A 6739-nucleotide genomic window follows, 5' to 3' on the forward strand; every position below is an offset into this window, starting at 1 on the left:
CCAAGCCCTTCATCCGGACGGGGTCTATGGCCCCGGGATTCAATCCGCGCAGTTCCACTTCACACGCCTCCTGCTCTCTTCAGCTTGCGGTAGTACATGCGGGCGTTCACCGAGCGCTTCGCGTCGAGGCTGCGAAGATCGTTCTCGCAGAACACGCGCGTTCCCCAGCCACGCGCCTCCTCGAGATCCTGAGTGGCAAAGTACTCGAAGCCCTTCATCCGGACGGGGTCTATGGCCCCGGGATTCAATCCGCGCAGTTCCACTTCACACGCCTCCTGCTCTCTGTCGTCGTTCGCCTACGCCCGCTCGAGGCGGGTCTCGCATTACGGCCGGCGGGTCGCCATGCCTGTGCATGGAGCCCATCCGGCGCCTGCCCGGGTTACTTGTCCAGGTGCTGGTGCCCCCAGGCGCTGGTGACATCATAGGTCTTGACGTCATGGTTTTCCGCCTCGACCTCGAGCCCGCCCCAACCATACTCGATCTGGACGCCCGACGGACTCTCCACGTAGAAGGAGAACATCCGGTCGTTGATGTGCCGCCCGAGCGCGCGGGTCTGGAGGAAGCCGCTGCGATGCACGCGATCGAGCGCGCGGCCGACATCGTCGAACTCCCGGACCTGCAGCATCAGGTGGCCCAGGCGGCGCCCCAGCGGCAAGAAGCCGATCGCCAGGCTGTGATGACGTTCGTTGCAGCGCATGAACACGAAGTCCCCCTGCTGGCCGCCGTAGTCCTGCGTCGACACATAGTCGCTGGTGACGAAGCCGAGCATGTCGCAGTAGAACCGATGCACGGCCGGCACATCTTCCACGACCAGCATCACATGGCCCAGGCCCTGGTTGCCGGTCACGAATCCACCGTGTGCGACCGGCATGTGGCAAGGCGCCTGCGGACGCAGCAGCGAACCGTAGGACAACTCGACCGCGAGCCCGGCAGGGTCGGTAAAGTGAAGCAGGCCGCGCACACCGCGCGCCGCGCATTCGCTCGCGGTGCCGACGCGCACTTCGTGCCCGGCGGCCGCAAGCCGGGCGTGAATCGCATCGAAATCCGCGCCGCAGTCCACCTCCAGTCCGATCGCCACCACGTCGTTGCGCGGACCGGCCGACAGGTGCACCCGCCACGGACGATCGTCGATGCGCAGCCGCTCGTTGTCCGGATCGTTGCCATCGACCACCTCGCACGCCAGGACCTCGTGCGCAAATCTCCGCCATGCCGCGAGGTCGCTCGCCTCGATCTCGATATACGCCAGTCGCTTGACCTGTGCCATCGATGCTGCCTCCCTTTGTCCAGCCGTGGTCATGATCGTCACGCGGCGCGCCGCCACGCCAGGATCGCCGTCCTCGCTTCGCTGGTGCCTTCCTCGATCCGTGCCACCAGCGTGATTCCGTCCTCGCCCTCGCGGATCACCTTGCGTCGCTGCGCGCTCCCCTGCCAGTTGGGAAAGATGCACAGCTCGATCCGGTGCGTGACCATCTCGCCGTCGAAGTCGTAGCGCCCGGCGTAGGTCAGGTACTCGTTGTAGGCCCGGGCCTTGTCGGCATCTGTTGCGTCCCACTGCCCGCCGGTGGTGAATGTCGTCCGCGGTTTGCGCGAGATGACGCAGAACATCGTCCCGCGCCCATATTCGATAAATCCCTCGAGGTCTTCGCCGAACGGGTGGACGCAGCGTCCATCGTCGTACTCCTGGCGCCACGACGTGATCGTCCAGCGCCCTTCCAGCCCTTGATTCCCCATCGTTTCCTGCCTCCCGCTCTGTGTCATGGTGTGATTGTCTCGTCAGGCGCCTCAGGCCAGCGCGACCGGTTCGTCCGCCGCTGCCTCGTTCAGGAAGTCGCCGACCAGGCGGACGAAGCGGCCCGCCTGCTCGATCTGGGTCCAGTGGCCACAGCGTCCGAACACGTGGAGCTGGGCCCGCGAGATCAGTTCGGCCAGCCGCAACGAGGCCTGCAGCGGAATCACCCGGTCCTCGCGGCCATGCACCAGCAGCGTCTCGTGGGCAATGCCCCGGATCTCCGATTCCGCGCTGGCCAGCGCCTCGACCCAGCGCTGGCGCGGCGCCGGGAACATCGCCGCGAAGGCCTCCTGGAATCCGGGCTGCACGCTCGCCTCGTGGCGCAGGCGCGCGAGGTCGTCGCTGATCAGGCTGCGGTTGAAGGCAAAGATATCGAGGATCCGGCGCATGTTCTCGGGCGACGGTTCGTAGCCCCAGACCGCCTCCAGCCCCTCGGTGATCGGGAAGTTCAATCCGGCGCTCCCCATCAGCACCAGGCGGCGTATCCGCTTCGGAAAGCGGATTGCCAGCTTGAGCGCCAGGGCCCCGCCAAAGGAGTTGCCGACGATGTCGGCCTGTTCGATGTCGAGTGCGTCGAGCAGCCCGATGGCCTGCGCCACCCAGGCATCCACATCGTAGCGCTGCCCTGCGGGCCGGTCGGAGAAGCCGAAACCGACCATGTCCGGAATCAGCACACGGCGATCGCGCGCCAGCTCGTGCATCACCAGTCGCCAGTTCACGTAGCCGCTGACGCCCGGTCCGGAGCCATGGATCATCATCACCGGGAAGCCAGCCCCCAGATCATGGTAGTTGGTGCGCACCGCTCCGATCTGGATGCTGCTGCCGATTTCGGGGTTGCTCTGGTTCATCCGGCCGTGTCTCCCTGCTCAAGTTATGGAATCGGGAACCCGGTCTTGCTGCCGGGAAAACCCTTTCAAAAAATGGCTCGCCAAAATCTCGATAAAACATCTTAAAAAAAACTTTACAGAAGATTGTCTTTTTATAGTTGTTCTGTCAACACAAAATCAGGTGCTATGATTGCCGCATCGAAAACTCTTCAGTCGCGAGATGCAGCCCAATTCGACTCCCGGTCCTGGCGGTGTGTCCGCCCTCGCGCCCCCCTCCACCCTGATCGAAGCCGCGTACCGGCAGATCCGGCGCGACATCGTGCTGGGGGTGCACGCGCCGGGGGAAAAACTTCGCATCGAGCACCTCAAGAACGACTACGCGGTCAGTTCGGGCACCCTGCGCGAGGCCTTGGCGTTGCTGGTTTCCGACGCCCTGGTGGTGGCCCACGGGCAGCGCGGCTTCTCGGTCGCCCCGATGTCGCTCGCCGACCTCGAAGATCTCTCCTTCCTGCGCGCAATGGTGGAGACCGAGGCCGCGCGGCGTAGCGTGCTGCGCGGGGAGGACGACTGGGAGGCGCGGCTGGTCAGCAGCTATCACATGCTGTCGCGCGCAGAGGAGCGCCTCGGCGCGCGGACGCCCGAAGTCTACGAAGAATGGGAGAAATGGAATTTCGAGTTCCATGAGGCACTGGTCGCGGCGTGCGCCTCCCCTCGCCTGCTCGGGCTGCGTGCCACCCTGCACGTGCAGGCGGAACGCTACCGTCGCCTCTCGGCACTCGACGGCCCGCGGCCGCGCGACGTGCACAACGAACACCAGCGCATCTTCGAGACCGCACTCGCCCGCGACGAAAACGCGCTGACCGAGGTCCTGGGCCGGCACGTGCATCGCTCGCTCGACGTCATCCGCAAGAGCGAACTCCTGGCGCGCATGGACAAGCCCGTCGACGCGCTGGCCTGAGCAAGCGGGGGCGTGCGCCGGTCGTCGCCCGACCGGCGCACGCGCTCCCGCCAGTCAGCGTCCCGCCCCGATCAGCACGAAGAACAGCTGGGCCGGTTTATCACCCTTGTTACGCCACGCATGCCGCGTGCCCATCTGCACGACGACGTCGCCCTTGCGCAGGCAGGTCACCTCGCCGTCATCGAGTTCGAGCCAGATCTCGCCGTCGAGCACCACCCCGTAGTCGATCGAGTCGGTGCGATGGAAGCCGGAACCGTCCGGATCGAAGGTCTCGCCCAGCCCCGGCAGGCGCCGGGCAAACTCGGCGCCGGCTGCGGCCGGATCGAAGCGCTCGGACGTCGTCACGCTGTCCGGCGGAAACGTCACCTTCATCGCCACGGTCGCCCCGGGTTGCGGAACGACCGTTTCCACCTCGGCCACCGCATCGGCGGCACGAGCGGCGATTTTCGGCTGGGGTGCGGTCTGCCATACCAGTCCGGCCGCAAAGCCGGGGTGGTGGGCAAACTCGCCCCCACCCGGAAGCGGACCGCGGATGAGGATCTCCGAGCGGCCATCATGGCTGTGTCCGGTGACGATTCGAGTTTCATTCATGGTCCGGGTCCTTTCCTGATTGAGTTTCGCAGCACCGGGCGGCCGGCACGGCACTGCCGACGGCAGGCCGGTGCGGCGCCACAGGGCTGCCTAGCGGTGAGCGATATGGAAGTTGGTGAAGCCGTTGGCCTGCGACTGGATGTCCTCGAGGGCGTCGTTGAGGCATTCCAGCGCATAGGGACGCGATTCGAGCAGGCCCAGATCGACGATGCCCGACTCGATCATCGCGACCATCTCCTCGCCCTCGGCGGCGGTGAACCACAGCGACCCGATGTACTGCAACTGCGCGCACATGAAGGGATGCGGATCGATCGGAATCGGCCCCGCCACTCCGCCGATCTGGACGATGCGGCCGCCCCGCGTCACCGCCTGCATCGCATCCACAGACAGGGCCGCCGGGGCCTTCGCACCCAAGGTGTCGAGCATGACGTCGACGCCCCCCGCAAGCTGCTCGCGCACCCGTTCGTGAATGCTGCGATCGCCGAGCCGGATCGGGACCACGCGATGGGGGTCGAGCTTCACCAGTCGATCCATTGCGGCCTGATCGCGCGCCACAACCACCACGCGGGCAGCGCCGAACGCCAGGGCCAGCAGGGTGGCGCCGACACCGAGGGTACCCGTTGCGCCCAGGATCAGGATGCTCTGGCCCGGCCGCAGCGCTGACTTCCGGATCGCTGAATAGGCGGTCCCGAGATAGCCCAGCCGGGCGGCCTGCGCCGACGGCAGATTCCCGGGCAGGCGCACCAGGTTCGCGGCCGGTGCGGTCATGTACTCGGAGTAGCCGGCATGCGGGTATTTCTCGAAGATCGATTGGGAGCCCCGGCCGAAACCGAAATAGCCCATGAAGGTGTAGCTGTCGCAGCGCGTCGGCTCGCCTTGCTTGCAGTAGCGGCACTCGCCGCAGCCGACGCCCGGATTGACATACACCCGCTCGCCCGGCCGGAAGGACGTCACGCCGTCGCCGACCGCGGCGATGGTGCCGGCGCTGTCCAGTCCGAAGATTGCCGGCAACGCGGGCAGCGGCAGGAAGGGATACCAGGTGGGAAAATGGGTGACGACGTTGCGCAGATTCGGAATCAGGCCACAGGCCTCGACCTTGACCAGCACGTCGTGCTTTCCGGGAACGGGGATGGGTACTTCATCGATCGAGAACTTGCCCCCGATCTCATGCAATCGTGCAGCCTTCATCATCGACATGGCGTCTTCCTCTGGTGGTGTCGGCCGCACTGACGGGGCGACCTGCCCGAACTTCCTTTTTGTTGTTGTCGGCTCGACGGACACGAGCGGAGCGCGCCCGCGAGCCTGGACGTCGTATGCCGCGGTCGCCGGGGGGCACAGGACACCCGGCCCGCGAGCGGAACCTGTCCGACTAGGCGCGCGCCGCCGCGAGGCTCAGGGCGGTGTCCTCGATCATGTCCTCCTGCCCGCCGACCATGCCGCGCCGGCCCATCTCGACCAGGATGTCGCGCGCCGGCACGCCGTACTTCTGCTCCGCGCGCTTGGCAAACAGCAGGAAGGAACCGTACACGCCGGCATAGCCCAGCGTCAGCGCGTCGCGGTCGATGCGGATCGGGAAGTCCATGATCGGCACCACCAGGTCTTCGGCGACGTCCTGGATCTTGAACACGTCGACGCCGGTCTCGATGCCCATCAGCTCGCACACCGCGACCAGCACTTCCATCGGGGTGTTGCCGGCACCGGCGCCCAGCCCGGCCGCGGCCGCGTCGATGCGGGTGGCGCCGGCTTCGATCGCGGCGATCGAGTTGGCCACGCCCATGGCGAGGTTGTGGTGGCCGTGGAAGCCGAGTTCGGTCTCGGGCTTGAGCGCCTCGCGCACCGCGCCGAGGCGCGCCATGACCGTGTCGGGCAACAGATGCCCGGCCGAGTCGGTGATGTAGATGCAGTTGGCGCCATAGCCTTCCATCAGCTTCGCCTGTTTCACCAGCCCTTCGGGGCTGTTCATGTGGCTCATCATCAGGAAGCCGACGGTGTCCATGCCGAGCTTGCGGGCATAGCCGATGTGCTGCTCGGAGACGTCAGCCTCGGTGCAGTGGGTGGCGACGCGGATGGTGGAGACACCAAGCTCGTGCGCCATCTTCAGGTGGTCGACGGTGCCGATGCCGGGCAGCAGCAGCGCGGAGACTTTGGCCTGCTTCATCAACGGGATCACCGCGCCGAGGTATTGCTCGTCGGTGTGGGCGGGAAAGCCGTAGTTCACCGAGCTGCCACCGAGCCCGTCGCCGTGGGTGACTTCGATCAGCGGGATGCCTGCTTCATCGAGCCCGCAGGCGATGGTCTTCATCTGCTCGAGCGTCATCAGGTGACGCTTGGGGTGCATGCCGTCACGCAGGGTCATGTCGTGGACGGTGATCTTCTTGCCGCTTAGATCCATTTTGATCTCCTTCAGGTGGCCACTCATGCAGCCTGCGTCGCGCGCTTGGATTCGAGGGTGAGACGGCCGGCGAGGATCTCTTCGGCGAACATCTCGGCGGTGCGTGCGGCGGCCGCGGTCATGATGTCGAGGTTGCCGGCGTACTTGGGCAGGTAGTCGCCCAGGCCTTCGACCTCCATGAA

8 protein-coding genes and 1 pseudogene are annotated in these 6739 nt (G+C 66.1%); 1 reads left to right on the top strand and 8 read right to left on the bottom strand.

Going from position 1 to position 6739, the window contains the following annotated elements; all coding sequences use genetic code 11:
• Positions 1-59: 59 nt before the first annotated feature.
• The 4 genes from AC3A35_RS27515 to AC3A35_RS27530 all read right to left on the bottom strand — a co-directional run bounded on the left by AC3A35_RS27515 (position 60) and on the right by AC3A35_RS27530 (position 2637).
• Positions 60-263 carry a hypothetical protein gene (locus AC3A35_RS27515; protein ID WP_487439745.1) on the bottom strand — a complete coding sequence of 68 codons (204 nt, stop codon included), beginning with the start codon at positions 261-263 and terminating at the stop codon, positions 60-62.
• Between the two features lie 116 nt (positions 264-379).
• The gene (locus AC3A35_RS27520) at positions 380-1264 is read right to left on the bottom strand and encodes a VOC family protein (protein ID WP_487439746.1); all 885 of its coding nucleotides are present in this window, start codon (positions 1262-1264) and stop codon (positions 380-382) included.
• 38 nt (positions 1265-1302) lie between these two features.
• Positions 1303-1758: a lipocalin-like domain-containing protein gene (locus AC3A35_RS27525; protein ID WP_487439747.1), complete on the bottom strand. Its 456-nt coding sequence runs from the start codon at positions 1756-1758 to the stop codon at positions 1303-1305.
• A 24-nt stretch (positions 1759-1782) separates the two neighbouring features.
• Positions 1783-2637: an alpha/beta fold hydrolase gene (locus tag AC3A35_RS27530; protein WP_487439748.1), complete on the bottom strand. Its 855-nt coding sequence runs from the start codon at positions 2635-2637 to the stop codon at positions 1783-1785.
• Positions 2638-2836: 199 nt separating this feature from the next.
• Between AC3A35_RS27530 and AC3A35_RS27535 the strand changes: the two genes are divergently transcribed.
• Positions 2837-3574 carry a GntR family transcriptional regulator gene (locus tag AC3A35_RS27535; protein WP_487439752.1) on the top strand — a complete coding sequence of 246 codons (738 nt, stop codon included), beginning with the start codon at positions 2837-2839 and terminating at the stop codon, positions 3572-3574.
• Positions 3575-3628: 54 nt separating this feature from the next.
• Here the strand turns inward: AC3A35_RS27535 and AC3A35_RS27540 are convergent, their stop codons facing one another.
• The 4 genes and pseudogenes from AC3A35_RS27540 to AC3A35_RS27555 form a co-directional block, all read right to left on the bottom strand.
• Positions 3629-4165, bottom strand: coding sequence for a cupin domain-containing protein (locus tag AC3A35_RS27540; RefSeq protein ID WP_487439749.1), 537 nt, complete (start codon positions 4163-4165; stop codon positions 3629-3631).
• Between the two features lie 90 nt (positions 4166-4255).
• Complete coding sequence (locus tag AC3A35_RS27545; RefSeq protein ID WP_487439750.1) at positions 4256-5362, bottom strand: alcohol dehydrogenase catalytic domain-containing protein; 1107 nt, start codon at positions 5360-5362, stop codon at positions 4256-4258.
• Between the two features lie 172 nt (positions 5363-5534).
• Positions 5535-6557, bottom strand: coding sequence for a 4-hydroxy-2-oxovalerate aldolase (gene dmpG / locus AC3A35_RS27550; RefSeq protein WP_487439751.1), 1023 nt, complete (start codon positions 6555-6557; stop codon positions 5535-5537).
• A 23-nt stretch (positions 6558-6580) separates the two neighbouring features.
• Positions 6581-6739: pseudogene (locus tag AC3A35_RS27555) on the bottom strand (acetaldehyde dehydrogenase (acetylating)); the annotation flags it as partial.

This window comes from Azoarcus sp. Soil_N_20 (assembly GCF_057656155.1).